The organism is Pseudomonas sp. TH04 (genome assembly GCF_016651355.1).
GTDB classification, from domain to species: domain Bacteria; phylum Pseudomonadota; class Gammaproteobacteria; order Pseudomonadales; family Pseudomonadaceae; genus Aquipseudomonas; species Aquipseudomonas fluorescens.
On record NZ_JAEKEA010000001.1, the window covers coordinates 5,827,030 to 5,853,829 of the forward strand.

A 26,800-nucleotide genomic window follows, 5' to 3' on the forward strand; every position below is an offset into this window, starting at 1 on the left:
ACGCGGCTGAGCCGGGCGTGGGGCTTCGCCGCGCTAGCCAGGTGTCAGTCAGCGTGGTGTGGGAATAAACGCCACGCTGCCGCCCGAACGCTTCTGGAACATCCGCTCGCCATTGTCGGGTTGAGTCGTGATCACCGTGTGATCGTTACCCAGGTAGGCCAACGGCGTCGGGTCTTCCTTGGAATACTGCGCGACGATAATCGTGTGCTGCGGGTCGAAGTGCTGGCCGCTGGTGTGTTCCAGCCAGGCCATCAACGCTGCGCTGTCGCCCTGGCGTGGGAAGTCCTGGGTTTCACTGACGTAGTAGAACGGTTTGCCGCCGTTCTGCAGGTACATCGGCAGCTTGTTGTCGACTTCCACCAGCACCATCTGCCATTGGTTCCACGGTGCGTGCTTGACCGCCTCGGCTTGTACATCCTCGGCGAAGCGGGTTACCCCGCCATTGCCGGTGGTCCAGGGGTAGATCACACCCAGCACCAGCATTAAAAAGCCCGCGGTAATCCCAAAGCCTTTTTGCCAGCGTGGCCAACTGGCGGTTTTTTTCTCCAGGCGCTCACTCAACCACCAGGCGGCCAGCAACTGCGCGAAAGGCACCAGTGGCAACACGTAATAGCTGCGGCGGCTGCCACTGGCGGTGAAGAACACAAACAGCAGGCCCAGCCCCCATACCAGCCAGCGTACGTTGGGTGGCGTCTGGCGCCAGTGGCGCACAGCCAGCCACAAGCCGAGCAACCAGCACGGCGCCCATGGCAGGGTGTAGGCAGGCAGGTAGATCAAGTAGGTGTAGATCGGCCCCATGTGGTCAAACGGGTCGAAGAAACGTACGACGTTTTCCTTGAACACCAGTTCGAGGCCGCTTTCGCCGTAGGTCGGTGCGCCATAGAAGTGGGACAGCACAAAAGGAATCGCGTAGAACGCCGCAGCGATCAGCATGGCCAACAACAGCCGCAGGTTGAGGTGACGCTTGTAGCGGTGTTCGCTGAGCAGGTGCGGTAACAGCACCAGGCCCGGCAGCACAAAGCCGATCAAACCTTTGAGCAGTGACGTCGCGGCCAGCAGCAGGAAAAATACCGTGTAGCGCCCCAGCCGGGTGTCATCCGGCCCGCGCCAGTACCACCAGACAGCGGCCAGCACACCACATACGGTGAGCACATCGGCGGTGGCTACCCGTGCCCAGAACAGAAAGTAGAAGGTGGTGGCCAGCATCCAGCCGGCAATCAGCCCGGTGCCTTTGCGAAACAAGCGTTCGCCAATCAGATAGACCAGCCAGATACTCAGCCAGGCCCCGATGACCGATGACAGGCGCAGTGACCACGGGCCGAGCCCGCCCATCACGTTGGCAAACGCGGTGATCAGCCAGTAAGAGGGCAGCGGTTTGTCGTAATAGGGCGCGCCCTTGAGGTACGGGTCGAAATAATCACCGCTCTGCAGCATCTGCAAAGCGATGTTGGCCCAGCGGGTTTCCGGCCCCCACAAGTCGCGACTGCCCAGGCCCAGCAGCAGGAGTAACGCCGAGACGCCCAGCAGCAACACCAGGGCGCCGCGTTCGGTTTTCCAGAAGCTCATGGGCTTTTCTCACGGCAGACGTAACGTTAAGGAAGCTTCGGATAGATGATCAGTAACAGGGCGCCCTTGCGATACCGCTTGCCCCCCGCTGGTAACTGGCCTTCTTCACGGTGTTCGCTGGTGCTCTTGACCCGCATCAGCACGCCCACAGAACCTTGCTGGCGCGCCTCGGCAAGCCAGGTCTGGACGCTGTCCAGGTCGACCTTGCGCTGCACCGAATCGGCATACGTCAGGCCATAGCGCAGTTCGCCTTCGGTGTCATAAAACGACACTTGCGGCCGACGCAGACGCCAGGACAATGCCGACGCCGAGCCCAGCTCGTTGCTTAGCAGAGCATGGGTTTGTTGCAGTTCATCCAGATGCTCAAGCACGAACTGATCCGGCATCTCGGTATCGGTGATCATGGCCGGCATGCCTGCCGGCAACAACGCGACCAGCAAACCAATGCCCAGCGCCGGCATCGCCCATAAGGTCAGCGGGCGAACCGCTTGCAGCAGGTTGGCCAGGATCCAGGCCAACAGCACGATGAAGGTCAGGGACAGGCTGAACATCTCGGCGTGACTGTTGCCGTACACCGGGTTGCTCATTTGCAGGTAGATCAACCCCACCATCGCCACCAGGCCGAGCACGGCGTTAGCCAGGCCATTGATCAGGATGGTGCGGGTCTTGCCTTGTTTGATCAGGTCAGTCAGCGCATGGCCCATCAGCAGCGCCAGGGGCAACAGGCACGGCATGATGTAGGTCGGCAGCTTGCCGCGGCTGAGGCTGAAGAAGGCCAGGGGCAGCAGCATCCACAGAGCGATGAAGACGATCGGCGGCTGGGCTTTTTCTTTCCAGGTTTTGCTCAGGGTGGCTGGCAACAGCCCGGCCCATGGCAAGCAGGCCACGACCATGATCGGCAGGAAGAACCACCATGCGCGCGCGTGCTGTGCATTATCGGCTGCGAAGCGGCGGATGTGCTCATGCCAGAAGAAGAAGCGCCAGTAGTCCGGTTCCTGCAAGTGAATGGCCAGGACCCACGGTACGCAGACCAGTGCCGCGACCACGATTGCCAACGGGCCATACCGCAACAACTCGCCCACGCGACGCTGCCAGAGTATGTACGGCACCGCGATCAGCACGGGCAACAGCCAGGCCAGAAAGCCCTTGGTCAGGAAACCCATGCCGCACGCCACGCCCAGCACTGCCCAGGCGCCCAAGCGGCCACGCGAGGTGCGGCTGTCCAGCGCAAACCACAGCGCAACCAGGCTGAGGTTGACCCAGAAAGTGAACTGCGGATCGAGGTTGGAATACCCGGCCTGGCCGGCCACCAGCCCGAAACTCATGTAGAGCAGGGCGCAGGCGAAGCTTTTGCGTGGGTCGTTCCACACGCGGCGGGCGATGAGGTAGGCCAGCACGACGCTCAGCCCGGTGGTCAACGCCGAGGCGATGCGCACGCCGAACAGGTTTTCGCCGAACACCGCCTGGCCCAGGGCGATCAGCCAATAGCCGGCGGCGGGTTTTTCGAAATAGCGCACACCCATGAAATGCGGTGAGATCCAGTTGCCACTCAGGAGCATCTCCTGACTGACCTGGGCGTAGCGGGTTTCATCCGGGATCCACAAGCCGTGCAAGCCCATGGGCAACAGGTAAAACACCGCGAAGGCCAATAGCAAAAGCGGTAGGGGTTTCAATCGGGTCATGAAAACGTCGCTCCCTGACGTTTAATGGCTGAATAGGAGGGCGTGCAAGTATTAACGTAAAGCATCACAAAGTTCACTAAGTGGCTGAAAGTATTCATGACGTCCTGAAGTAACGGGCGCAGCTAAACATGCCAGAAGAGGGCTGTCGCCTTGCTGAACATGAATGTTGCGAAGTGTGTCGAAAAGTGTCTAGAGCTTCTTCAGGGCGTTAGCCCAAGCCACGCTGTTGATTTTTCCCAGTGTTTCGAACTTGCCGTTAGCCAGCACCCGCACAAACAAGGCACTGCCATACTCGGAAAACCGCGCACGGGGGAAACCCAAGGCTGTTTCGAAGTCGGAGATACAGCCACTGTGAGTGACAAACACCAGGTTGCGTCCCGGTTGTTTGTGGCTGAGGAGTTCTTCGCCAATGGCTTTGCCGCAAATGGTTTTTTCGTTGGTGGTCAACTCGGCCTTGCCGAACATGAAGTGCGATGTCTGTGCCGTACGCAAGGCCGGGCTGGCAATCACGTCGCTGTTTTCCATGCCCAGGACCTTGAAGGCCTTGCCCACTTCTTCTGCACGCTGGGTGCCCAGAACGGTGAGGCCTTCAGGCGCCGCGAAGCACGGGTTGGCCGAACGGTCGCAGCGCTCTTCATGACGCACCAATACGATCAATTCGCCATTGCGCCATGCAGGTATTACTTGTGAGTTCAGCAGGCGATCGCCAATACCCAAGTCACGTGGCGATGCAGGCCACAGCATAAAACCGGCGAGCAGCAGCACGATGACTGCAAGGCCTGCCCACCACTTTTTGAAGCCTTTGAAATAGCCACGGCGCACGCGCGGTTTGGTCAAGGTAAGGTCAACCACATCATTCACCATGGGCACTGTAGGCAGTGTTTTATTAAGTAGGCGCAACGCATCGACGCAATCCCGTAGGGGAATGAGAGGCTGTCATAGGGCTGCTGTCTTTTCGCTGAACATCTCGCGGTTATAAAAAGTCGCGGCTGGCAACTAACAAGTTGCCGAATTTCGACGCTTGGAGGGCAATTTAGAGGGGCAGGGGTGGGCAAGCAGTGAAATCCATGTGAAAAATTTGCGTAGGGCTGACGGTCAGCCGTTATTCTCGTTCGGAGTCCTTCAAACGAGCGTTCTTATGTTGCAGGTGCAAGGTGTGCTGAAAAGCTACGTCACCCCGCAAGGCCCATTGCCAGTGCTGGCGGGCGTCGACTTGTACCTGAGCGAGCGTAGCAGCCTGGCGCTGATGGGCGAGTCGGGCAGCGGAAAAAGTACCTTGCTGCACTTGGTGGCCGGGCTTGATCGGGTCGACGGCGGCCGTATTCAGGTGGGCGAGCAACGTCTGGATCAACTGAGCGAGGCGCAACTGGCGCGCTGGCGTCGTACCGAAATCGGCCTGGTATTCCAGCAGTTCAACCTGATCGGCAGTTTGCGCGTCGAGGACAACCTGGCGTTCCAGGCACGCTTGGCAGGGCGCTTTGATCCGCGGTGGCAGGCGCAGTTGGTTGAGCGCCTGGGCCTGGGGGACTTGCTCAAGCGTTATCCCGAACAGCTGTCCGGCGGCCAGCAGCAGCGGGTCGCGGTAGGGCGCGCGTTGGCGTCGCGCCCGGGTTTACTGCTGGCCGATGAACCCACCGGCAATCTCGACGAAGCCACCAGTGATGATGTGCTGCAACTGTTGCTTGACCTGCTGCGCGACAGCCCCACCAGCCTGTTGATGGTCACCCACAGCCCGCGCATCGCTGCGCGCCTGGACCGGCAGGTGGTGTTGCACCGTGGGCGTGTCGTGCCTGCGGACGCGTGTTGAGATGGCGGTGTTTTATTGGGCGTTGCGCGCGCTGCTGAGCCATTGGCGGCGGCACCCGGTGCAGTTTTTCAGCGTGCTGACCGGGCTGTGGCTGGCCACTGCGCTATTGACCGGGGTGCAGGCGCTCAACAGTCAGGCGCGAGACAGCTACGCGCGTGCCAGCCAACTGATTGGCGGTGAGCCCCAGGCCAGTCTCACTGCGCCGGACGGTGCGAGCTTCCCCCAAGCACTGTTTGCCGAGCTGCGCCGCGCCGGGTGGCCGGTGTCGCCGGTGGTGCAGGGGCGTTTGCTGCTCAAGGGGCATGAGGCGCAACGCCTGCAATTGATGGGTATCGACCCGTTGTCGTTGCCTGGCGGTGGGGCGGTGGCGGGACAGCGCTTGAGCCAGGCCCAGAGGGTTGCGTTTTTCACGCCGCCGGGGCGCACGTGGATCGCCCCGCAAACCCTGTTGGCCCTGGGCTTGCGCGAAGGTGAGCAAGCGCTGACCAGCAGCGGGCAAGCCTTGCCGCCGTTTCAGGTGCAGCAGGACATGGCCCCCGGCGTGTTGTTGACCGATATCGGCTATGCCCAGCCCTTGCTGGAGATGCCTGGGCGACTGTCACGCTTACTGCTGGACAAGGCGTTTGCCGCCCGCCTTCCCACACCGCCGGCCGCGCTGCAACTTAAGCAGGCTGAGGAAAATAACCTGGCGCGCCTCACCGAAAGTTTTCACCTGAACCTCGACGCCCTGGGCTTTTTGTCCTTTGTGGTGGGGTTGTTTATCGTCCACGCGGCGATCGGCCTGGCGTTGGAGCAACGCCGTGGGCTGTTGCGCACCTTACGCGCTTGTGGGGTCAGTGCCCGGATACTGATCCTCAGCCTGGGTGTCGAACTCGGCGTATTGTCGCTGCTGGGCGGCGTGCTCGGTGTCGCGAGCGGTTACCTGTTGGCCAGCCTGTTGCTGCCGGATGTGGCCGCCAGCCTGCGCGGTCTGTACGGCGCCGAGGTACCCGGCCAATTAAGCCTGAGCCCAGGGTGGTGGCTCGCAGGATTGGGTTTGAGCCTGTTCGGCGCGTTGCTCGCGGGCGGCAGTAGCCTGTGGCGCGCGACGCGTTTGCCGTTGCTGGCGCTGGCCAATGCCCAGGCCTGGCATGAGGCTCATGGGCGCTGGTTGCGGCGTCAGGGGTGGGTGGCGGGGACCGCGCTGGTGATCGCCCTGCTGGCGCTGTGGTTGGGTGACAGCCTGGCCGCCGGGTTCGTGCTGATGGCCACGCTGTTGCTGGGGGCGGCGCTCGGCCTGCCGGTGCTGCTCAATGGGGTGTTGACGGTGGGGCTCGGGCGCAGTCGTGCGGTGCTCGGCCAGTGGTTTCTCGCCGACTGCCGCCAGCAACTGCCTGCCTTGAGCCTGGCACTGATGGCATTGCTGTTGGCGCTGGCGGCGAATATTGGTGCGGGGTCGATGACCTCGGGCTTCCGCCAGACGTTCAACCATTGGCTGGAACAACGCCTGACCGCCGAGTTGTACCTCAACCCACAAAACCCGGCCCAGGCCGACCAGCTGACGACCTGGTTGGCGCAGCAACCGTTGGTACAGGCGGTGCTGCCTACGTGGCAAGTCGCGGTGCAATTGCAGGGCTGGCCGGCGGATGTATTTGGCGTGGTCGACGACCCGACCTATCGCCAGCACTGGCCATTGCTGGAGGCTACGAGCACGCCGTGGGACCGCTTACTGCAAGGCGACACCGTGATGCTCAGTGAGCAATTGGCGCGCCGCTTGAACGTGCGTCTGGGGGACGCGATTGCTATCCCCACGCCTGCGGGGCGGTGGTCACCCAACGTGGTAGGGATATACGCTGACTACGGCAACCCCAAGGGCCATCTGCTGGTCAATTCGCAGCACCTGTTGGCGCATTGGCCGACGCTGACACCGGCACGTTTCAACCTGCGGGTGCTGCCGCAAAACGTGCCGCCGCTGGTGCGTGAAATACAGCGCGTATTTGCCCTGGAGGACAGCCGCATCATCGATCAACAGCAACTCAAAGGGTGGTCGAGCCAAGTGTTCGAGCGCACCTTCGCCGCCACCGCCGCCTTGAACAGCCTCACCCTCGGCGTGGCCGGTGTGGCGTTGTTTATCAGCTTGCTGACCCAGAGCCAGAGCCGTCTGGGCCAACTCGCGCCGCTGTGGGCGCTGGGCGTGACGCGGCGGCAGTTGATGCTGCTCAACCTTGGCCAGACCTGGCTGCTGGCCGTGTTGACCCTGGTGCTGGCTTTGCCGTTGGGCCTGCTGCTGGCATGGTGCCTGGACGCAGTGATCAATGTGCAGGCGTTCGGCTGGCGTCTGCCGTTGCAGGTATTCCCGTGGCAGCTTGCCCAACTGTTGGGGTTGGCGATGCTTGCCACCTTGTTGGCGTCGGCCTGGCCGCTGTGGCAGTTGTACCGCAGCCGCCCGGCGGATTTGCTGAGGACCTTTGCCAATGAAGATTAAAGCGCTGTTGTGGGCAACGCTCGTGCTGTTGAGCGCGTGCGACAAAGTGCCGGCGCCGGAAGAAAGCTTCGCGGGCCTTGGCAGCGATGCGGCGGACTTCGCCCAAGTGGTGCCCGGTAAGGTCTTCAGCTTTCCCGAAGACCATGGCCCACATGATGGCTTTCGCATCGAATGGTGGTACGTCACTGCCAATCTCAAGGATGCGCAAGGCAACCTGTTTGGCGTGCAATGGACATTGTTTCGCAATGCCTTGAAGGCCGGGCCTACACAGCCGGGCTGGCACGACTCGACGGTTTGGCTGGGCCATGCCGCCGTCACCTCTGCGACCCGCCACTATGCCGCCGAGCGCTACGCCCGTGGCGGCATTGGCCAAGCGGGCGCTCAGGCGGTGCCGTTCAACGCCTGGATCGACGACTGGAATTTCGTCACCCGCCCAGACGCCGCAAGCCCGTTGGCGGATATGCAACTCACGGCCCGCGGACCGCAGTTCGCCTACGACTTGCACCTGACGTCGAACCGACCACTGGTGCTGCAGGGCGACAAGGGCTACAGCCGCAAATCTGATCAAGGGCAGGCGTCTTACTACTACAGCCAGCCGTTTTTTGCGGCGGCCGGCAGCATCACCCTCGACGGTAAAACGTACCCGGTCAGCGGCCCCGCCTGGCTCGACCGCGAATGGAGCAGCCAACCCCTGGCAGCCAGCCAGACCGGTTGGGACTGGTTCTCGCTGCACCTGGACCGTGGCGAGCAGTTGATGCTGTTTCGCGTGCGGCAAAAGGACGGCGCGGGTTACCTGACTGGCACCTGGATCGACCAGCAGGGCCACACCCAGACCCTGCACAATGCCGATATCCAGCTCACACCACTGGCCACCACCGACATAGACGGGCGCAGTATTCCCACGCGCTGGTCGCTGAAAATTCCCGCCAAACAACTGGATATCACCCCCCTGGCCGTTAACCCGAACGCGTGGATGAACCTGAGTATTCCGTATTGGGAAGGGCCGGTGCAGTTTGACGGTGGCGTCGGGTATTTAGAGATGACGGGGTACTGACTGCGCGTGGTCTTTTTCCTGTAGGCGCGAGTTCACATCCGCCTAAAAAATACTGTACATGCATACAGTCATGTTCTACAGTCCATCCCAGGTGACCGGATGTCACCGGTCACCCGAGCTTCAATTTTTTAACTATGGATGGATAAAAAATGAAACCCACAAAAGCCCTGATGCTGGGCGCGGCCATGATGGCCTCCTGCTTGATTTCGGCCTCTGCCTTGGCCGAGCAAACCCTTCCCCAACTCACCCCCGGAACGGTCAATCAAGGTGTGATTGACGCGCTGAAACCTGGCGGCACTCTGACTGCGGTGCCGATCTCGGACGAGCTGCGGCAAAAGTTTTTGGACGCCAAAAATGGCAAGGCCAAAGCCCCTTCCAAAGCGGCCAAGTCGGCGCCGTTCAACACGGCTGTCAGCGCGTTGAAAAAACCGAGCCAGGCCTCCCTTAAAAGTGCGGCTGTCGCCGCCTTTGAACCGCTGTTTCCCACCCTGGAGATCAACACGCTGTACACCATCACCGAGGTGCAAACCGGCCAGGAATTTCCTTACCACTTCAACCTGCCGCAAAACGCCCGGGTGCTGGTGCAGTTGATCGATCAGAGTGCTGGCGCCGATATGTCGCTGACCCTGTTCCGTGATGACGGCCAGGGTAATCCGCAGCTGATCGACACCTCCGACAACCCGGGCAATGCCGATGAATACCTGGGCGGCGTGCTGCCTGCGGGGGACTACTACTGGTACATGGTGGCCAAGACCGCGAACAACGCGCAGTTCAGTTTCGGCGTGGCGGTGGATACCAACATCGATGCCTTTGAGCCGAATGACAGCGCGCAAACTGCCTTTGTACTGCCGGACTCGATGAACAAGGTGACCGGTAATCTCGACAACGCTAACGACGTCGATTACTTCGACTTCAAGGCCGTACGGGGTCAAAGTGTGAGCATGTACCTGGCAGGCGATGAGAGTGGTAGCCGCAACCAGTGGATCTTCGACCGCTTCGATGGCACCAATTGGGTCACGGTGCCGGCCGGTTCCACCTCGACGTACCCGAGCGTAACGCCGGGCACGACCGTCAAGGTGCGTGTGCGTGCCAATCCTGCGGTGACGCAGGACCCGACCAAGCAGTACGCATTGAGCCTGGGCTCTACGCCACGGCTGAACACGTCGGATGTGAAGGGCGACAACATCGTGCGGGTGCCGGCATCGATCTTCTGGATGGCGACCCAGGCCGGACGCACGTTGAACTGGAGCACCAACTGGTCCGACTCCACTGGCGCACCTCTGTTGGGCGTCACGCCGATCCTGCGCGTCGACAAGCGCTTTGAGGGGACCGAGTTCCACTGGACCGACTTCAAGGCCAGCACCAACAGTGCGGGCACATCCCAGGCGAGTGCCGCGCTCGGTGAATGCTTCGGCGAATACCGCGTGCAATACCCGGACAGCAGCACCGGTGTGAAGTACAACTGGGACACCACCTTCAACTTCGGCGGCTGGCGTATCGAGTTGGACGAGTTCCCAGGCGTGGGTGTCGGCGGTGACAATGTGTCTTATGTGACCTTTGGGCACATCTGCACTCAGAACATCATCCATTGATCCGCTGATGCAGTGGAAAAGGGGCAGCCTGATCAGGCTGCCCCTTTTTTGTCAGTCACGCGCCAGCGCCAGCTTCAGCGGCAAGCGCGCCATGCTCTTACTGTTCAACGAGCCCAGGTACAACCAGTCGCCGTATTCCCGCGCGCTGGTGATCGGCGAGTAATTGCCTGTGCTGCCATCCTGCAAGTTGGCGATGACCTTGCCGTCGGTGTCCAACCCGAGCACGAAAGCTTTGTGCTCGATGGGGTTGGGCAGCACCATCAATGCCCGCACCATCACCTTGCGCAACAAGGGGTAGCCGGCGAAACCATCGAGCAATGGATTGCGTGGCGTGTACAGGGCGACCCAGAAACGCTCGTGCCCGTTGAAGCTGAGGTTGTCCGGCAAGCCTGGTAAGTTCTCGGCAAACAGATCGTGGCTGCCGGCTCGCTCGCCTTTGAGCCAATAGCGGCTGATGCGATAGGCGCCGGTTTCATTGACCAGCACATAGTTTTCATCCGGTCCCAAGGCTACGCCGTTGGCGAATTGCAGATGATCGAGCAACACCTGCGTGGTGCCGTTACTGAAGTCATACCGCAACAGGCGGCCATCGCCGCCATGCTCGATCACCGCTTCAGCGTCCTGGCCATAGCCCCAGCGGCGTGATGCATCGCTGAAATACCCATAGCGCCCACTGGCGTCGATGCTCACGTCATTGGTAAAGCCAAACGGTACGCCATTCGCGGCGCTGCTTAACGGCGTGAGTTGGCGGTTGGCATCGAGTGCAAGCAAGCCCTTGACCCCGTCAGCCACGATCAAACGCCCATCCGGGTGAAAGGCCAGACCGAGGGGGCGGCCGCCGGTGTTGGCCAGCACCTCCAGGGTATGGCTGTCGGGCGCGGTGCGGATGATGCGACCGTCATGCAAGCCACTGATCAGAAAACCCTGCGCATCCAGCACCAGAGCCTCAGGGCCTTGAATGTCTTGTGCGCCAATCTTTTGTACGGCCTTAAGCCGCTGGTTCTCGGCGTAGGTGCCTTCCTTCATCGACGGCGCCGTGGGCGGGGACCAATTCACCGGTTGCACTTGGGTCGGCATCAGCAGCAGAAAGGTAATCACCGCAAGCGCAAGCACGAACAGTAAATGACGCGGGTTTTTGCGGCGGTGGCTCATGGCTTTTCCTGGTTGTCGTGGGCGCTCGGTTCCCAGTGCAAGGTGCCGAACAGGTAATCCATCAACGGTAGAACGATATTGAAGTTGCGCCCTTGCATAAGCTCGCGACGGTGATGCAACGCGTGCAGTTGATGCATCTGGCGAATCCACGGCAGGCGTGCCACCGGGTGGTGAGCGGGCAGGTGTTCGCAGGCATGGAACACTTCATAGAGCAGGTAGCCGAGGATCATGCAGCCGGCAAACAGCCCGGCCACATTCGGGCTCAACTGCTTGAGCAGCCACCACGCGGGGAGGCTGATGATCAGGCTGTGCAGCACGATCAACCAGGCGGGAAACAGAATTACGCGCCAGTCCTTGGGGCTGTCGTAGGTCATGTGGCCGGGGGTGAAGAAGCTGTGATGATCACCGGTGTGGCGTGCGTAGAACAGCCGGGCGAAGGTATGTTTGCGGTGGCCGAGGTGGCGGTGGACGAGGTAAATGCACAGGTTGAAAAACACCAGGGTCAGCGGCACTGCCAGCCACTGGAGGGGAGTGATGTGCTCGGTAGAGGACCAGGCCAGGGTGATGCAGACGATGCCGTAGCCGAGCACAAAACCTGCATGCAGCCATGGGTTGTAATGGCGGTTCACTTCGCTGCGGTAGCGGCTGCGAAACGTTTCGGTGGGGTGTGCCATGGCGGGAAGCTCAGGATGTTTTTGTTGGAGGCTGAGCTTAGTTGGCGCGCGCGATTGTGCGAGTTTTTGCGCAGTGCACACCGCCTCTGTGGGCGCTGGCTTGCTGGCGATGGCCTCCACTTGGAATGCCTGATGCACCGAGGTGTCTGCCTCGCCGGCCAGCCAGTTGCCCCATTTGACCGGGTTCAATCTGCAGTGCCATTGAACCCCGAGTGACCAATGGCCTCTTGCACAGCACCCATTTACTTGCTAGCTTCTCGAAAAATGTTAACGATAACATTTGCTCTAAAAATAAAAACAAAACAGAGATCCACGCCATGAAAATGCTCCCGAAAACCCTGTGTTTACTGGCTGTCAGCATCACCCTCGGCAACGCGGCCCCCGCTTTTGCCGACGCCGCCAAGCCCATTCGCATCGGCGCCTCCTTCCAGGAGATCAACAACCCCTATTTCGTCACCATGAAAAACGCCCTTGAAGAGGCGGGCGCAACCATCGGCGCGAAACTGATCATCACCGACGCCCGCCACGACGTGTCCAAGCAAGTCAGCGACGTCGAAGACATGCTGCAAAAAGGCATCGATATCCTGCTGATCAACCCGACCGATTCGGTCGGCGTGCAGTCTGCAGTCAAATCCGCCCACGCTGCCGGTGTCGTGGTGGTGGCCGTGGATGCCCAGGCCGACGGCCCGCTGGACTCTTTTGTTGGCTCGAAGAACTTCGACGCCGGCTTCCAGGCGTGTGAGTACCTGGCTAAAAACATTGGCGACAAAGGCAATATCGCGATCCTCGACGGCATCGCCGTGGTGCCGATCCTCGAACGTGTACGCGGTTGCAAAGAGGCCGTGGCCAAGCACCCCGACATCAAGATCGTCAGCGTCCAGAACGGCAAGCAGGAACGTGACCAGGCGCTGACCGTCACCGAAAACATGCTGCAGGCCCAGCCCACGCTCAAGGGTATTTTCAGTGTGAATGACAACGGCTCCCTCGGTGCACTCTCGGCCATCGAAGCCAGTGGGCTGGACGTGAAGCTGGTCAGCGTCGACGGCGCACCCGAAGCGATCAAGGCGATCCAGAAACCCGGCAGCAAATTCATCGCCACCTCGGCGCAATACCCCCGCGACCAGATCCGCCTTGCCCTGGGCATCGCCCTGGCCAAGAAGTGGGGCTCGCAAGTGCCCGCCACGCTCCCGGTGGACATCACCTTGATCGACCAGGCCAAGGCCAAGGACTTCAGCTGGTAATTCGCCCAGGCCCCACGCCAACCCGTGGGGCTTAAGGTCACCTACTGAATACGAGGTCGGCGGTATGAGCAGTCTTCTGAAGCTGGAAAATATCTGTAAGCGTTACCCGGGCGTACAGGCCCTCAAGGCCATCAACCTGCAAGTGGAGCGCGGCGAAATCCATGCCCTGCTCGGCGAAAATGGCGCGGGCAAATCGACCCTGATGAAGATCCTCGGCGGCGTCGAGCATCAGGACGAGGGGCAAATCCTGATCAACGGCCAGGTGCAGCAGTTCGCGACCTACCGTGATGCGATTGCCGCCGGTATCGGCATCGTATTCCAGGAATTCAGCCTGATTCCCTACCTCACGGCGGTGGAAAACATCTTCCTCGGCCACGAGCTGAGCAACCGCTTTGGCCTGTTGCGCAAGCGCGAGATGGTCGAAGCATCGGAGGCGTTGTTCAAGCGTCTGGGCGTGACGATCGACCTGCAATGTGCGGTCGAGCACCTGAGTGTGGCCGAGCAGCAGTTTGTCGAAATCGCCAAGGCGCTGGCCCTGGATGCGCGTTTGCTGGTGCTTGATGAGCCGACGGCAACCCTCACGCCCAGTGAAGCCGAGCTGCTGTTCGAGATCATGCGCGAACTCAAGCGCCAGGGCGTGGCGGTGATTTTTATCTCGCACCACCTGGAGGAGATTTTCCAGGTCTGCGACCGCATCAGCGTGCTGCGTGACGGCGGCAATGTGGGCGTGACCGATGTGGCCGACAGCGATATCGACCGCCTGGTCGAGATGATGGTCGGCCGCCGCCTGGAATGCAGCTTTCCAGCCAAGCCGACTGCCGAGCGCGGCCCGCTGTTGCTGGAGGTCAAGGACATCCAGCTGGTGCGCAACGGCCCCCACAACAGCTTCCAGCTGCACAAAGGCGAGATCCTCGGCTTCGCCGGGCTGGTGGGCTCAGGCCGCACCGAACTGGCGCTGGGCATGATGGGCGCGCTGCCGTCGGTGAGCAAAGACGTATGGCTGCGCGGCGAAAAAATCACCCTCGACGACCCGGGCCAGGCCCTGGCCCATGGCATCGGCCTGCTCCCGGAAAGCCGCAAGAGTGAAGGGCTGATCACCGACTTCAGCATTCGCGAAAACATCACCCTGAACAACCTGCGCAAATACCAGAACACTGGCGGCTTGATCGATAAGGGCCGCGAATGCGCCAGCGTCGACAGCCTGATGAAGCAGCTGTCGATCAAAGCCCCCAGCGGTGAGAGCCGGGTGTTCAACCTCAGCGGCGGCAATCAGCAAAAGGTGGTGATTGCGCGCTGGATCAATCACCACTGCGACGTGCTGGTGTTCGATGAGCCCACCCGTGGCATTGATGTTGGCGCCAAGGCGCAGATCTACGCACTCATGCGCAGCCTTACCGAACAGGGCTACGCAATCATCATGATTTCCTCCGAACTGCCGGAAGTCATCGGCATGTGCGACCGCGTCGCCGTGTTCCACAAGGGCGCCATCGTCAAGGTACTCGAAGCGTCCGCCGTCAATCCTCAAGAGGTCATGCGCCATGCAACAGGGGGCTCAAGTGAATACGTCCATTAACACCGGCGACACCGGCCGACTGCGCCTGAACCTGGCGCGGCTGCTGCGTTCGCCGGCGTTTTATCCCTTTGTCGGGCTGGTGGTGGTGACCCTGGTGATGATTCTTGCCAGCGACACCTTCCTCACCGCCAGCAACCTGTCGAACATCGCCCGCCAAGTGTCGATCAACGCGATTATTGCGGTGGGCATGACCTGCGTGATTCTCACCGGCGGCATCGACCTGTCGGTGGGGCCGGTGATGGCGCTGTCCGGCACCCTGACCGCCGGCCTGATGGTCGCGGGGCTGCCGCCGGGCCTGGCGATTGGCGCCGGGATGTTGATCGGCGTGGCCTTTGGCATCGGCAACGGGCTGTTCGTCGCCTACCTGCATATGCCGCCGATCATCGTCACCCTGGCGACCATGGGCATCGCCCGTGGCCTGGGCCTGATGTACACCGACGGTTACCCGATCTCCGGGCTGCCGGAGTGGTTCGGCTTTTTCGGCCGCCAGAGCCTGTTCGGCATCGAAGTGCCGATCCTGATCATGCTGATCACCTACTTTGCCGCCTACGTGTTGCTGCAACACACGCGCATCGGCCGCTACATCTACGCCATCGGCGGCAATGAAGAAGCGGTGCGTTTGTCCGGGGTGCGCGCGGCGCGATTCAAGTTGCTGGTGTACGGCATCAGCGGCCTGACGGCGGCGATTGCCGGGCTGGTGCTGACTTCACGCCTGATGAGCGGCCAGCCGAATGCCGGCGTGTCATTCGAGCTGGATGCGATTGCGGCCGTGGTGCTCGGCGGCGCCTCGATTGCCGGCGGGCGCGGCGTGATCGTCGGCACGTTGCTCGGCGCGATGTTGCTCGGCGTATTGAACAACGGCCTGAACATGCTCGGCGTCTCGCCCTACGTCCAGAGTGTGATCAAGGGCGCAATCATCTTGCTGGCGATCTTTATCAGCCGTCAGCGCCATAAATAAACTCCTCTCAAGACAGGATCGAACACCATGGACAAGCACACCGAAATGCAAGCCGTCGTCTGCCACGGCCCGAAGGACTACCGCCTGCAACGCATCAGCAAACCTCAGGCACGCCCCAATGAACTGGTGATCCGCATCGCCGCCTGCGGCATCTGCGCCAGCGACTGCAAATGCCACTCGGGGGCGGCGATGTTCTGGGGCGGCGACAACCCGTGGGTCAAGGCGCCCGTGGTGCCGGGCCACGAATTTTTTGGCTACGTGGTGGAAGTCGGCGAGGGCGCTGAAGAGCACTTTGAAGTGGCGGTCGGCGACAAGGTCATCGCCGAACAGATCGTGCCGTGCGGCAAGTGCCGCTTCTGCAAGTCGGGTAAATACTGGATGTGCGAGGTGCACAACATCTTTGGCTTCCAGCGTGAAGTGGCCGAAGGCGGCATGGCCCAGTACATGCGCATTCCCAAGACCGCCATCGTGCACAAGATTCCGGAGTCGGTCTCGCTGGAAGATTCGGCGCTGGTGGAGCCGATGGCCTGCTCGATTCATACCGTCAACCGTGGCGAAATCCAGCTGGATGACGTGGTGGTGATCGCCGGTGCGGGCACCCTCGGGCTGTGCATGGTCCAGGTGGCCGCGTTGAAGACCCCGAAAAAACTGGTGGTGATCGACATGGTCGATGAGCGCCTCGAACTGGCCAAGCAATTCGGCGCCGACGTGGTGATCAACCCATCCCGCGACAACGCCCGTGAGATCATCAACGGCCTCACCGACAGCTACGGCTGCGACGTGTACATCGAAACCACCGGCGTACCGGCCGGCGTGACCCAGGGCCTGGACCTGATCCGCAAACTCGGGCGTTTTGTCGAGTTCAGCGTATTCGGTGCCGAAACCAGTGTCGACTGGTCGATCATCGGCGACCGCAAAGAGCTCGACGTACGCGGCGCGCACCTGGGCCCGTATTGCTACCCGATTGCCATCGACCTGTTCGAGCGCGGCCTGGTCACCTCCAAAGGCATCGTCACTCACGACTTCCCGCTGGATCACTTTGCCGAAGCGTTCGAGTTGGCCAACTCGACGAAGTCGATCAAGGTGCTGTTGAAACCGGTGCTTTGAGATGAACTATGTCATGGGTGTCGACATTGGAACCCAGAGCACCAAGGCGCTGCTGGTGGATGCTCAAGGCACGATCATCGCCCAGCACAGCCAGGGGTATCGCGTCGATACCCCGAAAGTGCGCTGGGCCGAGCAATGGCCGCAGGTCTGGCTCGACGCGGTCGAGGCCTGCGTGGCGCAGTGCATGGCCAAGGCCGGGGTGGCAGCAGAGCAGGTCAAGGCGCTGTGCATCAGCAGCCTGTACGGCGGCTCGGGGATTGCCGTGGATGCGCAGATCACGCCGCTGCACCCGTGCCTGATCTGGATGGACCGCCGTGCCGGCGAGCAGGTGGCCTGGGTGCGCGAGCATGTTGACCTTGAACGCTTGTTCGCGGTCACCGGCAACTCGGTGGACAGCTACTACGGCTTCACCAAGATGCTCTGGCTCAAGCAGCATCAGCCGCAAGTATGGGCCAACACGCGTTACCTGCTGCCGCCCAACAGCTATATCAACTGGTGCCTTACCGGTGAACTGGCAGTGGACCACAGCAGCGCCGGCAATATCGGCGGCGTCTATGACGTGGCGCAGCGCGGCTGGTCCGAAGACATGCTCGCAGCACTGCAGATACCGCTGGCAATGATGCCTGAGCGGTTGGTGTATTCCGGCGAGGTGGTGGGTGGGCTGCTGGAGACCTGGGCCGCGCGCCTGGGCCTGCAGGCAGGCACACCGATTCTCGCCGGTGGCGTGGACGCGGCGATGGCGACCCTGGCCGCAGGCGTTACGCAGCCGGGCAACCATGTGGCAATGATCGGCACCAGCATGTGCTGGGGCTATCTGAACCAGCACGTCGACGCACGCCACGGCCTGGTGAGCATGCCCCACGTCTATAACGGCCATCGGGACCTGTACATCTTCGGCGGTGCAATCACCGCCGGGGCATCGGTCAGCTGGTTTCGCGAGCAGTTCTGCCAGGCCGAAGAGCAACAGGCCAAGGCTACTGGCCAGGACAGTTTGGCGTTGCTGGAACAGCGCGCGATGAAGATCCCGGCAGGCAGCGAAGGCTTGTTGTTCCTGCCGTACTTGATGGGCGAACGCAGCCCGGTGTGGGATGACCGTGCCAGCGGCAGTTTTGTCGGGCTGAACCTGTATCACAGCCGCATTCACCTGTACCGCGCGGTGCTCGAGGGGGTGAGTTTTGCCCTGCGGCACAATATCGAAGCCGGCACCCAGGGCGCGCAATCACTGGACCCGCGGCTGATTGTGGTCGGTGGCGCGAGTCATTCGGATTTGTGGATGCAGATTATTGCGGACATCACGCGGTACCCGGTTTACACCATCGTGCAAGAAGTTGAGGCGGCAATGGGCGCGGCGTTGCTGGCTGCGCATACGCTGGGGTTGGTGAGCGATGCGCAGATGGACAAGGGCTGGGTGCAATTGGAACTGCGCGCGCAGCCCAAGCGCGAGAATGTCGTGACCTATGACCGCGCGTTTGGCGAGTATTTGAAGCTGTATCCCGCGTTGAAACCGATCATGCACAGCTTGCAATCCGATTGATTCAACACGGTCCGAATGTGGGAGCTGGCTTGCCTGCGATAGCGGTGTATCAGTGGCAAATGGGCTAACTGGCCCACCGTAATCGCAGGCAAGCCAGCTCCCACAGTGGACCTTTATTGTCTATGGAAGAGTGACCATGACCACCACCTTCAACTTCACCCACCGGCGCATTCTCGTCACCGGTGCCACCAGCGGCATCGGCCATGAGATTGCCCTTCAGCTCATCAACAGCGGCGCCGAAGTCTTCGCCCTCGGCCGCGACGCCGAGGCCTTGGCCAGGTTGGGCTGCCACGCGGTGTGCGTGGACATCGCCGACAGCGCCGCCCTCGACAACGCCCTGCATGACCTGCCGCCACTGCACGGCCTGGTCAACTGCGCCGGTATTTCCCGGCTTGAACCCGCCGCCGCGATCAGCGCCGCCGCCTTCGATCAGGTGATGCACGTAAACGCCCGTGCCGCCGCCCAGGTCGCCAGCCGGGTCGCGGCAAAAATGATCGAGGCGAAGCTCGCCGGCAGCATCGTCAACGTCTCCAGCCAGGCTTCGTTGGTCGCCCTCGACGATCACCTCAGCTACTGCGCCTCCAAAGCTGCCCTGGACGCCATCACCCGCGTGCAATGCGCCGAGTGGGGCCGCTTCGGCATTCGCGTCAACAGCGTCAACCCCACGGTCACCCTCACGCCGATGGCCGCCATGGCCTGGTCCGACCCAGCCAAGCGCGATCCGGCGTTGGCGGCCATTCCCTTGGGGCGTTTTGCTCAGACGCTGGACGTGGCGCTACCGGTGCTGTTCCTGCTCAGCGATGCCGCCGGCATGATCAGCGGCGTGAGCCTGCCGATCGATGGCGGCTACACCAGTCGCTAGCCGTTTTCCAACTGGCCGGCGATGACCACCTTGTCCCGTGGCTTGTACGGGTCTTCCAGGCGGTCAAGCAGCAGGCGTACCGCGCTGCTGCCGGCCAGGGAGGCGTCGTGGGCCACGCAGGCGATTGGCACGCCAAAGATATCGGCGAAGGGCAGGCGGTCGATGCCGCAGATGGTCAGGCTGTCATGGGGGATGTTGTGCATGCGCAACGCGCGCAGGGCACCGAGGGTGATCAACTGGTTAAAACCCATGATCGCGTCCGGCGCCGAGTGTTCGGCGAGGTAGTCGAGGGTATGCAGGTAAGACGGCATCAGCGTGTAGTCGCCAGCCTGCACTTCGACCTGTACGTGCGGATGCTCAGCGAGCACTTCGCGCAGGCCCTTGAGGCGCTCCACGGTGATCCGTGAATGCTCGGGGCCGGTCAGCACCAGCAGGCGCTTGAGGTCGGGCGTCTGGCGCAACAGGTAGTGCGCGGCCTGAATGCCGCTGTGGTAATTGTCGAGCACCACGCGGCTGAACGGGCTGTCGTGGATCGTACGGTCGAGCAGCACCACCGGGGTCTTGCCGTTGCCCAGCCGCTCCAGGTAATCGGGCTGGTAGCTCGGCTCATCAGAGACCGGCGACAGGATGATCCCGGCCACGCGGTAGCCCAGCAACGTGTCGACGGCTTTGCTTTCCAGCTCCGCCAGCTCGTCGGTGTCCACCAGCATGATGGTGTAGCCGTGCTGCTTCGCCTCGCGGGAAATCGCCTTGATCATTTCGCTGTAGAACGGGTTGTCCACCGACGCGGTGATCACGCCAATGATCAGGCTTTCACTGCGTTTAAGCCCACGGGCGAAGGCGTTGGGCACATAGTCCAACTCCCGCGCGACGTCGAGGATGCGCGCCAGCGTGGCGGGTTTGACCTGGTCAGGTTTGTTCAGCGCTCGCGAGACCGTGATAGTGGTCATGCCGACCCGTTTGGCGATGTCGCTGATGGTGACGGACTTTTTCTTGTTCATCGATAAGGCTGCGAAAGGAAACACCCGCAGGCTAGCACGCGCCGTGGTGTACGGTGATTCAAATCAGCGGGTCCCAGCGTTGTGACCAGTCACTTTCGGCTTTGACCACCTCGCGCAGCAGCGCCAGCGCCTGCTGCAACACGGCACTGTCGCGCGCCCGTGAGTACACCAGGTAGGTCGGGAAACTGAATTCCGGCGCCTTCGGCACCCGCTGCATCACGCCGCTGTCCAGGTAGCTCTGCACCACGCGCGTGCGGAAATACCCGGCGCCGCCATTCTCCAGGATGTACTGCAACGCCAGCGGCCCGAGGTTGAAGCTCAGCGCTGCACGGGCTTTGTCGGGCAGCGCGGCATCATGCTGCTGGCGAAAGCCCGGGCCCCAGTCAATGTAGATATACGGCGCCGGCTTGCTCACCCGTTGCACCAGGATCAGTTTTTCTTCCAGCACCTGTTCCACCTGCAACCCCGGCCAGTACTGCGGTTGGAACACTAATGCGGCATCCAGCACACCCAGTTCCAACTGGCGCAGCAGGTACTCGCCTTCGCGTATTTCGGTGCGCAGCGCGTGCCCTGGGATATGTTCGCGCAGGGCCTGCGCCCAGCCGAGCATCAGCGGGTTGCACAGGCTGACCTCGCCGCCGATATGCAGCACGTTGCGGTAGCCATCCGGCAGCGGCAGGTCACGCTTGGCGGCTTCCCAGGTTTGCAGCAATTGGTTGGCGTACACCACAAAGGCTTCGCCATCGGCGGTCAACCGCGCACCGGCGCGGTTGCGCACAAACAGCGTGCTGCCCAACTGGCTCTCGAGGTTTTTTACGCGTGCGGTGATGGCGGTCTGGGTGACGTGCAGTTTCTCGGCCGTCGCAGCCAGGCTGCCGCAGCGGGTGATTTCGAGAAACGTGCGTGCCAGTTCGATGTCCATAAGCGTCCCGGGTGAAGAAGAGGGACAGTGTAATGGAATGTGCTTGTAACGGTGGGCGCCGGCGTGCCGGCGCCCACCGTTGATTGCCTTTCAGCTCAAGCTCGGCTGAGCGTTATTGAAGACCGATGGACCAGCTGTGTGTGGTCTGGTCGTCGTGGCGCTGTTCAAGGTCATCTTCATACTGGCAGCGCGGGCCTTTGCAGGCGTACTCGAATGTCACCGGCGGCTTGGTCTTGACCGGGAATAACGAGGTGGCGGTCGCGGGGGCGTCGTGTGGCGCTGCCTCGGTGACAGGTGCTTCGTACGTCAAGTCCAGCGCGCTGGCGTGGGCCATGGCCGGCAGGAGGGCGAGTACGGCACTCGCCAGAACGGTCCTGGTGAATCGCATTGGAAACAATCCGCGCAAAAAAAAGAGGCGCGAATTATAAGCCAAACGCGACCGGAGGTGCACAGGGCCGTCCCCGGTCGAAAGCTGCGGTTCAGAGTAGGCGCGGTGCGGCAAGGTGTTCGGTGGGGAATGCCTTGGCATACACCTGGCAAACCCGCAGCACCTGCTCATCGGCAAATCGCGCGCCCACCACATGCAAGCCCACCGGCAAGCCATTCGGGGTCAACCCGCACGGCACTGACGCCGTCGGTTGCTGCGTGAGGTTGAAGGGATAGGTAAACGGCGTCCACTCCATCCATTCCTGCATGCCCGAACCCGGTGGCACGTTATGCCCGGCCTCAAATGCAGTGATCGGCATCACCGGCGAGACCAGCACGTCGTAGTGCTGATGGAACGCCGCCATCCTGGCGACCAGTGCCGCGCGGGCTTCGAGGGCCGCGCTGTAGTCGCTGAGGCTGAGCTGTTCGCCGCGTTGCGCAATGCGCCGCAAACCCGGGTCCAGCAAGTGTTTTTGCGCCTCGCTCATCGGCCCGGTCAGGCGTGCGGCGCCGGCGGCCCACAAGGTGCTGAACACCTCCAGTGGGTCGCTGAAGCCCGGGTCGATCTGCTCGACATGCGCGCCCAACTGCACCAGGCCCTCAACCGCTTGGGCGACCACCTTGGCGACGTGCGGATCAACATCCACGTAGCCGAAGGTCGGGCTGTAGGCGACTCGCAGGCCTTTGAGGTGCGTACCTGGCGTGAGCCACGGGGTGGTGCGCGGTGCGCCGATCAGGCCATCGCGTGCATCCGGTTGAGCGACGGTTTGCAGCATCAGCACACTGTCTTCGACGGTGCGTGTCATCGGCCCCAGGTGCGACAGGATCGTCATGGAGCTGGCCGGCCATTGCGGTACGTAACCAAAAGTTGGCTTGATACCGAAGGTGCCGGTGAAGGCGCACGGAATTCGGATCGAGCCACCGGCATCGCTGCCTTGGTGTAGCACGCCAAGGTTCAGCGCTGCCGCCGCACCGGCGCCACCGGACGAGCCGCCCGCCGTGGTGCGGGTGTCCCATGGGTTGCGGGTGATGCCGTACAACGGGTTATCGGTGACGCCTTTCCAGCCGAATTCAGGCGTGGTGGTCTTGCCCAGCAGTACCGCGCCGGCTCTGCGCATCAAGGCCGAGAAGGGCGCGTCCACGTCCCATGGGCCTTCGGGTGAGGAGGTGCGTGAACCCTTGCGGGTGGGCATGCCAATCGTCAATGTGAGGTCTTTGATGGAGGCAGGCACCCCATCGAGTGCGCCGCACGGTTGGCCCTTGAGCCAGCGTTGCTCCGACGCCCGCGCAGCCTGCAATGCCCCTTCGGGGTCGACATGGCAGTAGGCATTCACCACCGGGTTGTAGCGTTCGATACGCAGCAAGGCGTCCTCGGTGACGTCCACCGGCGACAGGGTTTTGTCCCGAAAGTGCTCCAGCAGTTGCACTGCCGTCAGTTGGCCAATCTCACTCATGCCAGATCCCCCTGGGCTGCGTTGACCATGGCGCGCAGCAACACCGCACAGCCCGCCGCGAGGTCATCCGGCGCAGCATTTTCGATTTCGTTGTGGCTGATGCCGCCTTCGCACGGCACAAAGATCATCCCGGCCGGGCCGAGTTCGGCGACGAAAATGGCGTCATGCCCGGCGCCGCTGACGATGTCCATATGGCTCAAGCCCAGGGTCATCGCGGCGTCACGCACGGCGTTGACGCAGGCCGGGGCGAAGTCCAGTGGCGGGAAGTCGGCGGTGGGTGTCAGTTCAACACTCAGGCCGTGGCGTTGGGCCGTGGCTTCGATCACGCCGCGCACCTCATCCACCATGGCCTGCAAGGTGTCGGCATGCAGGTGGCGCAGGTCGATGGTCATGTGCACCTGGCCAGGAATCACGTTGCGCGACCCTGGGTGCAGGTTCAGGCAGCCGACGGTGCCACAGGCGTGAGGCTGTTGCTGATGGGCGATACGGTTGACCGCGCTGACCACCTCGGCGGCCCCTACCAGGGCGTCCTTGCGCAGGTGCATCGGCGTGGGGCCGGCGTGGGCTTCAACGCCGGTGAGGGTCAGGTCGAACCACTTCTGGCCGAGGCAGCCCATGACCACGCCAATCGTGGTGGCCTGGTCTTCCAACACTGGCCCCTGCTCGATATGCGCCTCGAAATACGCCCCCACCGGGTGGCCGAGCACCGCACGCGAACCGGCATAGCCGATGCGCTGCAGTTCGGCGCCCACCGACAGGCCCTGGTCGTCGAGTTTGGCGAGGGTGTCCTGCACGTCGAACTTACCGGCAAACACCCCGGAGCCCATCATGCACGGCGGGAAACGCGAGCCCTCTTCGTTGGTCCACACCACCACTTCGATCGGCGCTTGCGTCTCCAACTGCAAGTCATTGAGTGTGCGGATCACTTCCAGCCCGGCCATCACCCCGTAGCAGCCGTCGAACTTGCCGCCGGTAGGTTGGGTGTCGATATGGCTGCCGGTCATGACCGGGGGCAGGGCGGGGTTACGCCCGGCGCGGCGTGCAAAGATATTCCCGATGGCGTCGACACTGACGCTGCACCCGGCCGCCTCGCACCATTGCACGAACAGGTCGCGGGCCTGGCGGTCGAGGTCGGTGAGCGCCAGGCGGCACACGCCGCCTTTGACGGTGGCGCCGAGCTGGGCGAGGTCCATCAACGATTGCCACAGGCGGTCGCGGTTGATCAGCGGGGCGTTGCTCTTGAGGGGGTGCGCAAAACTGTTCATGTGCAATCTCCGGTCAGGCACTCAGGGCCAGGTAGCGGTTCTTGATCGTCGGGTCGGCACGGAAGGCGGCGGCGCTGCCTTCGTACACCACGCGGCCCTGTTCGAGCACGTAATGGCGGTCGGCGAGCTTGTCGCAGACCATCAGGTTCTGTTCCACCAGCAGCACCGGCAGGCCGTCGTCCTTGACCTTGCGCAGGATCTTCACCAGTTCGTCGACGATCACCGGGGCCAGGCCTTCGGTGGGTTCGTCGAGGATCAGCAACTTGGGGTCGTTGAGCAGGGCGCGGGCGATGGCGAGCATCTGTTGTTCGCCACCGGACAGAGCGTGGCCGGCGTTCTTACGGCGCTCCTTGAGGCGCGGGAACATGCCGTACACGTCCTCCATCTGCCAGCGGCTGGTCTTGCGCACCGCGATGCGCAGGTTTTCCTCGACGGTCAGCAGGCGGAAGATCCCGCGGTTCTCCGGGACCAATGCCAGGCCCTGACGAGCGATTTCAAAGATTTTTTGCCCGACCAGCGCCTGGCCGTTGAAGTGAATCTGGCCCTGACGCGGGCAGATAATCCCCAGGATGCTGCGCAAGGTGGTGGTCTTGCCGGCGCCATTGCGCCCCAGCAGCGTGACCAATTCGCCGGGGTTGACGGTCAACGACACGCCTTCGAGTACGTGGCTTTTGTCGTAGTAGGAATGGATATTCTCGACGATCAGCATCAGGCGGCCTCTCCCAGGTAAGCAGTGCGCACGCGTTCATCGGCGCGCACGAATTCCGGCGTGCCTTCCACCAGGATTTGCCCGTGGCTCATCACCGTGATGCGTTGGCTGATGGACATTACGATGCTCATGTTGTGTTCGATCAGCAGCACCGTGTGGTCGCGGCCGAGGTCGCTGATCAGTTGGGTCATGATCGGGATGTCATCGATGCCCATGCCCGAGGTGGGCTCGTCAAGCATCAACAGCTTTGGTTTGGAGCAGATCGACATACCCACCTCCAGCACGCGCTGCTGGCCGTGGGACAACTCGCCGGCCAGGGTGCCGGCGCGGGCCGTGAGTTGCAGGCGTTCGAGCACCTGGTCTGCCATCTCCAGGTGTTCGCGCTTGCTGTCCACCCGGCGCCAGAAATTCAGTGCCTTGGCACCGTCGCGGCCTTGTGCAGCCAGGCGCAGGTTCTCGCGCACGCTGAGGTTCTGGAACAGGCTGGTGAGCTGGAACGAGCGCGCCATGCCCAGGCCGACACGGGCGTGAGCGGGCTTGCGCATCAGGTTCTTGCCGTCGAAATGAATCGCCCCGGCGGTGGCCTGGCGTTCGCCGGTCAGGCAGTGGAACAGGCTGGTCTTGCCCGCGCCATTAGGGCCGATGATGGTGTGGATGGTGCCGGCTTCGACCTTGAGGTTAACGCCGTTCACCGCGTGGAACGCGCCATAGGCCAGTTCCAGGTCTTTGGTTTCCAGCAGGATGCTCATAGCCCTTCCTCCTTGACGACGGCGGCGGTTTTGCGGCTGCCGCGTACGCGTTCGAACAGCGCCGACAAACCGCCCCACAAGCCACCACGCATGAAGATCACCACCAGGATCAGAATCACCCCGAGCAGCATCAGCCAGCGCGGCCACAGGTCGGAGAGGAAGTCCCCCAGCAGTACGATGGAACCTGCGCCCAGCAACGAGCCAAACAGCGAGCCGGTGCCGCCGACGATGGTCATGATCAGGATGTTCTCGGACATCGCCAGGTCGATATTCGACAGCGGCACAAAGTGCAGCAGCATGGCGTACAGCGCGCCCGCAATCCCGGTGACCGCGCCGGACAGCACGAACACCAGGATCTTGAAATGGCGCGTGTCGTAGCCGATGGCCGAGGCGCGGGTTTCGTTTTCGCGGATCGCCATCAAGGTGCTGCCGAATGGCGACGCGATCACGCGGCGTGCGCCGATAAAGATCAACAGGAACAGCACGGCGACAAAGCCGTAGAACGCGCGGGCGTCGCTCAACGACAGCAGCACGCTGTCACCGAGGCGAATTTCCGGGCGCGGCACGCTGAGCAGGCCGTTGTCGCCGCCGGTCCAGTCGCTGAGGGTGTAGGCGACGAAGTAGGCCATCTGGCTGAACGCCAGCGTCAGCATCACGAAGTAAATACCGGTGCGTCGGATCGCCAGGGCACCTACCAACAGCGCCAGGAAACCACCGGCCACGGCGGCGCCGAGCAGGGCGGTGAACAGGCCCAGTTGCAGGTGGATCATCAGCAGCGCTGCGCAATAGGCGCCCGCTCCGAAGAAGATGCCTTGGCCAAACGACAACAGCCCGGTGTAGCCCAGCAACAGGTTGCAGGCCAGGGCGGCCATGGCAAAGATCAGGATTTCGCTGGCCAGGGTGGCCGACGGTAAAATCAGCGGCAGGCCGATCAGCACCGCCAGTACCCAGAGCAGCATGGCTTTGGACTGAGTCTTGGCAAACGGCAGGGGGTTTTTCTCGCTCATG

Annotated in this window: 23 protein-coding genes; 10 read left to right on the forward strand and 13 right to left on the reverse strand. The window is 62.2% G+C overall.

Features of this window, described 5'->3' with window-relative positions:
* Positions 1 to 48: 48 nt before the first annotated feature.
* The 3 genes from JFT85_RS26315 to pmrG all read right to left on the reverse strand — a co-directional run bounded on the left by JFT85_RS26315 (position 49) and on the right by pmrG (position 4,112).
* Positions 49 to 1,566, reverse strand: coding sequence for an ArnT family glycosyltransferase (locus JFT85_RS26315; protein WP_053257017.1), 1,518 nt, complete (start codon positions 1,564 to 1,566; stop codon positions 49 to 51).
* Positions 1,567 to 1,592: 26 nt separating this feature from the next.
* Entirely contained in the window at positions 1,593 to 3,248 is a 1,656-nt protein-coding gene (gene arnT, locus JFT85_RS26320) for a lipid IV(A) 4-amino-4-deoxy-L-arabinosyltransferase (protein WP_053257016.1), read from the reverse strand.
* 189 nt (positions 3,249 to 3,437) lie between these two features.
* Positions 3,438 to 4,112, reverse strand: coding sequence for a lipopolysaccharide core heptose(II)-phosphate phosphatase PmrG (gene pmrG, locus JFT85_RS26325; RefSeq protein ID WP_053257015.1), 675 nt, complete (start codon positions 4,110 to 4,112; stop codon positions 3,438 to 3,440).
* A gap of 274 nt (positions 4,113 to 4,386) precedes the next feature.
* Between pmrG and JFT85_RS26330 the strand changes: the two genes are divergently transcribed.
* The 4 genes from JFT85_RS26330 to JFT85_RS26345 all read left to right on the forward strand — a co-directional run bounded on the left by JFT85_RS26330 (position 4,387) and on the right by JFT85_RS26345 (position 10,165).
* Positions 4,387 to 5,055 (forward strand): ABC transporter ATP-binding protein, encoded by a 669-nt coding sequence (locus JFT85_RS26330; RefSeq protein WP_053257014.1) that lies wholly within the window; start codon positions 4,387 to 4,389, stop codon positions 5,053 to 5,055.
* A 1-nt stretch (position 5,056) separates the two neighbouring features.
* Complete coding sequence (locus JFT85_RS26335; protein ID WP_201230698.1) at positions 5,057 to 7,519, forward strand: FtsX-like permease family protein; 2,463 nt, start codon at positions 5,057 to 5,059, stop codon at positions 7,517 to 7,519.
* Complete coding sequence (locus tag JFT85_RS26340; RefSeq protein ID WP_201230699.1) at positions 7,509 to 8,573, forward strand: lipocalin-like domain-containing protein; 1,065 nt, start codon at positions 7,509 to 7,511, stop codon at positions 8,571 to 8,573. The genes JFT85_RS26335 and JFT85_RS26340 overlap by 11 nt, the downstream gene beginning before the upstream one ends.
* A gap of 149 nt (positions 8,574 to 8,722) precedes the next feature.
* Complete coding sequence (locus JFT85_RS26345) at positions 8,723 to 10,165, forward strand: hypothetical protein (RefSeq protein ID WP_201230700.1); 1,443 nt, start codon at positions 8,723 to 8,725, stop codon at positions 10,163 to 10,165.
* A gap of 51 nt (positions 10,166 to 10,216) precedes the next feature.
* Here the strand turns inward: JFT85_RS26345 and JFT85_RS26350 are convergent, their stop codons facing one another.
* Positions 10,217 to 11,317 carry an SMP-30/gluconolactonase/LRE family protein gene (locus JFT85_RS26350; RefSeq protein ID WP_078826909.1) on the reverse strand — a complete coding sequence of 367 codons (1,101 nt, stop codon included), beginning with the start codon at positions 11,315 to 11,317 and terminating at the stop codon, positions 10,217 to 10,219.
* Positions 11,314 to 11,991: a sterol desaturase family protein gene (locus tag JFT85_RS26355; protein ID WP_053258005.1), complete on the reverse strand. Its 678-nt coding sequence runs from the start codon at positions 11,989 to 11,991 to the stop codon at positions 11,314 to 11,316. The genes JFT85_RS26350 and JFT85_RS26355 overlap by 4 nt, the downstream gene beginning before the upstream one ends.
* 317 nt (positions 11,992 to 12,308) lie before the next feature.
* Here JFT85_RS26355 and JFT85_RS26360 point away from each other — a divergent pair, with 317 nt between their 5' ends.
* From JFT85_RS26360 to JFT85_RS26385, 6 genes are all read left to right on the forward strand, one after another.
* Positions 12,309 to 13,232, forward strand: a complete 924-nt coding sequence (locus JFT85_RS26360) for a substrate-binding domain-containing protein (RefSeq protein WP_078826908.1) — start codon at positions 12,309 to 12,311, stop codon at positions 13,230 to 13,232.
* A 64-nt stretch (positions 13,233 to 13,296) separates the two neighbouring features.
* Entirely contained in the window at positions 13,297 to 14,805 is a 1,509-nt protein-coding gene (locus JFT85_RS26365) for a sugar ABC transporter ATP-binding protein (protein WP_187601337.1), read from the forward strand.
* Positions 14,771 to 15,763, forward strand: coding sequence for an ABC transporter permease (locus JFT85_RS26370; RefSeq protein WP_053257008.1), 993 nt, complete (start codon positions 14,771 to 14,773; stop codon positions 15,761 to 15,763). The genes JFT85_RS26365 and JFT85_RS26370 overlap by 35 nt, the downstream gene beginning before the upstream one ends.
* Before the next feature lie 27 nt (positions 15,764 to 15,790).
* Positions 15,791 to 16,870 carry an alcohol dehydrogenase catalytic domain-containing protein gene (locus tag JFT85_RS26375; RefSeq protein ID WP_069551271.1) on the forward strand — a complete coding sequence of 360 codons (1,080 nt, stop codon included), beginning with the start codon at positions 15,791 to 15,793 and terminating at the stop codon, positions 16,868 to 16,870.
* 1 nt (position 16,871) lies between these two features.
* The gene (locus JFT85_RS26380) at positions 16,872 to 18,404 is read left to right on the forward strand and encodes an FGGY-family carbohydrate kinase (protein ID WP_069551270.1); all 1,533 of its coding nucleotides are present in this window, start codon (positions 16,872 to 16,874) and stop codon (positions 18,402 to 18,404) included.
* Positions 18,405 to 18,540: 136 nt separating this feature from the next.
* On the forward strand, positions 18,541 to 19,266 hold the full coding sequence (locus JFT85_RS26385) for an SDR family oxidoreductase (protein ID WP_053257005.1): 726 nt from the start codon (positions 18,541 to 18,543) through the stop codon (positions 19,264 to 19,266).
* Here JFT85_RS26385 and JFT85_RS26390 read toward each other — a convergent pair.
* From JFT85_RS26390 to JFT85_RS26425, 8 genes are all read right to left on the reverse strand, one after another.
* A complete protein-coding gene (locus JFT85_RS26390) occupies positions 19,263 to 20,267 on the reverse strand; it encodes a LacI family DNA-binding transcriptional regulator (RefSeq protein WP_053257004.1) in 1,005 nt (334 codons plus the stop codon). The two genes, JFT85_RS26385 and JFT85_RS26390, sit on opposite strands and share 4 nt — an antisense overlap.
* A 58-nt stretch (positions 20,268 to 20,325) precedes the next feature.
* On the reverse strand, positions 20,326 to 21,189 hold the full coding sequence (locus JFT85_RS26395) for a LysR family transcriptional regulator (RefSeq protein WP_053257003.1): 864 nt from the start codon (positions 21,187 to 21,189) through the stop codon (positions 20,326 to 20,328).
* Positions 21,190 to 21,301: 112 nt separating this feature from the next.
* On the reverse strand, positions 21,302 to 21,577 hold the full coding sequence (locus JFT85_RS26400; RefSeq protein WP_069551269.1) for a hypothetical protein: 276 nt from the start codon (positions 21,575 to 21,577) through the stop codon (positions 21,302 to 21,304).
* Positions 21,578 to 21,668: 91 nt separating this feature from the next.
* Positions 21,669 to 23,069 carry an amidase gene (locus JFT85_RS26405; RefSeq protein ID WP_201230701.1) on the reverse strand — a complete coding sequence of 467 codons (1,401 nt, stop codon included), beginning with the start codon at positions 23,067 to 23,069 and terminating at the stop codon, positions 21,669 to 21,671.
* Positions 23,066 to 24,334 (reverse strand): Zn-dependent hydrolase, encoded by a 1,269-nt coding sequence (locus JFT85_RS26410; RefSeq protein ID WP_069551268.1) that lies wholly within the window; start codon positions 24,332 to 24,334, stop codon positions 23,066 to 23,068. Before JFT85_RS26410 ends, JFT85_RS26405 begins: the two co-directional genes overlap by 4 nt.
* 13 nt (positions 24,335 to 24,347) lie before the next feature.
* Positions 24,348 to 25,043 (reverse strand): ABC transporter ATP-binding protein, encoded by a 696-nt coding sequence (locus tag JFT85_RS26415; protein ID WP_053257000.1) that lies wholly within the window; start codon positions 25,041 to 25,043, stop codon positions 24,348 to 24,350.
* Positions 25,043 to 25,792 (reverse strand): ABC transporter ATP-binding protein, encoded by a 750-nt coding sequence (locus JFT85_RS26420; RefSeq protein WP_073637841.1) that lies wholly within the window; start codon positions 25,790 to 25,792, stop codon positions 25,043 to 25,045. Before JFT85_RS26420 ends, JFT85_RS26415 begins: the two co-directional genes overlap by 1 nt.
* Positions 25,789 to 26,799: a branched-chain amino acid ABC transporter permease gene (locus JFT85_RS26425; RefSeq protein WP_053256998.1), complete on the reverse strand. Its 1,011-nt coding sequence runs from the start codon at positions 26,797 to 26,799 to the stop codon at positions 25,789 to 25,791. The genes JFT85_RS26420 and JFT85_RS26425 overlap by 4 nt, the downstream gene beginning before the upstream one ends.
* Position 26,800 lies beyond the last annotated feature (1 nt).

Coding starts and splice junctions, on each gene's coding strand:
- JFT85_RS26315 (WP_053257017.1), bottom strand. CDS start 1,566: ATGAGCTTCTGGAAAACCGAACGCGGCGCCCTGGTGTTGCTGCTGGGC.
- arnT (WP_053257016.1), bottom strand. CDS start 3,248: ATGACCCGATTGAAACCCCTACCGCTTTTGCTATTGGCCTTCGCGGTG.
- pmrG (WP_053257015.1), bottom strand. CDS start 4,112: ATGGTGAATGATGTGGTTGACCTTACCTTGACCAAACCGCGCGTGCGC.
- JFT85_RS26330 (WP_053257014.1), top strand. CDS start 4,387: ATGTTGCAGGTGCAAGGTGTGCTGAAAAGCTACGTCACCCCGCAAGGC.
- JFT85_RS26335 (WP_201230698.1), top strand. CDS start 5,057: ATGGCGGTGTTTTATTGGGCGTTGCGCGCGCTGCTGAGCCATTGGCGG.
- JFT85_RS26340 (WP_201230699.1), top strand. CDS start 7,509: ATGAAGATTAAAGCGCTGTTGTGGGCAACGCTCGTGCTGTTGAGCGCG.
- JFT85_RS26345 (WP_201230700.1), top strand. CDS start 8,723: ATGAAACCCACAAAAGCCCTGATGCTGGGCGCGGCCATGATGGCCTCC.
- JFT85_RS26350 (WP_078826909.1), bottom strand. CDS start 11,317: ATGAGCCACCGCCGCAAAAACCCGCGTCATTTACTGTTCGTGCTTGCG.
- JFT85_RS26355 (WP_053258005.1), bottom strand. CDS start 11,991: ATGGCACACCCCACCGAAACGTTTCGCAGCCGCTACCGCAGCGAAGTG.
- JFT85_RS26360 (WP_078826908.1), top strand. CDS start 12,309: ATGAAAATGCTCCCGAAAACCCTGTGTTTACTGGCTGTCAGCATCACC.
- JFT85_RS26365 (WP_187601337.1), top strand. CDS start 13,297: ATGAGCAGTCTTCTGAAGCTGGAAAATATCTGTAAGCGTTACCCGGGC.
- JFT85_RS26370 (WP_053257008.1), top strand. CDS start 14,771: ATGCAACAGGGGGCTCAAGTGAATACGTCCATTAACACCGGCGACACC.
- JFT85_RS26375 (WP_069551271.1), top strand. CDS start 15,791: ATGGACAAGCACACCGAAATGCAAGCCGTCGTCTGCCACGGCCCGAAG.
- JFT85_RS26380 (WP_069551270.1), top strand. CDS start 16,872: ATGAACTATGTCATGGGTGTCGACATTGGAACCCAGAGCACCAAGGCG.
- JFT85_RS26385 (WP_053257005.1), top strand. CDS start 18,541: ATGACCACCACCTTCAACTTCACCCACCGGCGCATTCTCGTCACCGGT.
- JFT85_RS26390 (WP_053257004.1), bottom strand. CDS start 20,267: ATGAACAAGAAAAAGTCCGTCACCATCAGCGACATCGCCAAACGGGTC.
- JFT85_RS26395 (WP_053257003.1), bottom strand. CDS start 21,189: ATGGACATCGAACTGGCACGCACGTTTCTCGAAATCACCCGCTGCGGC.
- JFT85_RS26400 (WP_069551269.1), bottom strand. CDS start 21,577: ATGCGATTCACCAGGACCGTTCTGGCGAGTGCCGTACTCGCCCTCCTG.
- JFT85_RS26405 (WP_201230701.1), bottom strand. CDS start 23,069: ATGAGTGAGATTGGCCAACTGACGGCAGTGCAACTGCTGGAGCACTTT.
- JFT85_RS26410 (WP_069551268.1), bottom strand. CDS start 24,334: ATGAACAGTTTTGCGCACCCCCTCAAGAGCAACGCCCCGCTGATCAAC.
- JFT85_RS26415 (WP_053257000.1), bottom strand. CDS start 25,043: ATGCTGATCGTCGAGAATATCCATTCCTACTACGACAAAAGCCACGTA.
- JFT85_RS26420 (WP_073637841.1), bottom strand. CDS start 25,792: ATGAGCATCCTGCTGGAAACCAAAGACCTGGAACTGGCCTATGGCGCG.
- JFT85_RS26425 (WP_053256998.1), bottom strand. CDS start 26,799: ATGAGCGAGAAAAACCCCCTGCCGTTTGCCAAGACTCAGTCCAAAGCC.